The sequence below is a fragment of the Paenibacillus praedii genome (assembly GCF_049725345.1).
Taxonomy (GTDB): Bacteria; Bacillota; Bacilli; order Paenibacillales; family Paenibacillaceae; genus Pristimantibacillus.
The window spans coordinates 1-618 of record NZ_JBMWAM010000054.1 but is presented as its reverse complement, the minus strand read 5'-3'; the positions used below and the strand labels follow the sequence as shown (position 1 = coordinate 618).

Genomic DNA, 618 nt, shown 5'->3' with positions numbered 1-618 from the left:
TTTAACGGGTATTTAACAGCTGGGAGGTACAGTTTTACAGTGCTACAACAAGATATTGTTAATTTGATTAGAGATGACGAACGAACGATGAACATACTTCGAATCGTTAAATCATTGGGATTGCCCGATTGGTGTGTATGTGCAGGTTTTGTTCGCTCCAAGGTTTGGGATTATCTCCACGGGTTTAAAGAGACACGTTTGCCAGACGTGGACGTTGTGTATTTTGACGCCGAAAGCACCGACGAATCCACCGAAAAAGAGTATGAGCGAATTCTTAGAGAATTGGATTTGTCGGTTCCTTGGTCTGTGAAAAATCAGGCACGAATACACATTAAAAGCGGCCATGTTCCCTACACTTCAACGGCTGATGGGTTGGCACACTTCCCTGAAGTCTGTACGGCAATAGGAGTTTATCTGAATTCGAATGGTGAAGTGACTTTAGTTGCTCCGTATGGCGTGGAAAATTTAATCAAACTGATTGTACGTCCCACTCCGTTTTTCACGTCAGGAGACAAATTGACTATCTACGAACAACGGATTACGTCAAAAAAATGGGAAGCAACATGGCACCGTCTTCACGTTATTCATTCCTAGACGAACGGGGAAGGGAAGCAGAAC

Annotated in this window: 1 protein-coding gene; it reads left to right on the top strand. The window is 43.5% G+C overall.

Annotation, left to right across the window (positions count from 1 at the left end; genetic code table 11):
• Nucleotides 1–87: 87 nt before the first annotated feature.
• Nucleotides 88–594, top strand: a complete 507-nt coding sequence (locus tag ACO9K6_RS20960; protein ID WP_424769466.1) for a nucleotidyltransferase family protein — start codon at nucleotides 88–90, stop codon at nucleotides 592–594.
• The last annotated feature ends 24 nt before the right edge of the window (nucleotides 595–618 follow it).

Excerpts from the sequence above, each read along its gene's own strand:
- ACO9K6_RS20960 (WP_424769466.1), top strand. The coding sequence starts at position 88 with ATGAACATACTTCGAATCGTTAAATCATTGGGATTGCCCGATTGGTGT.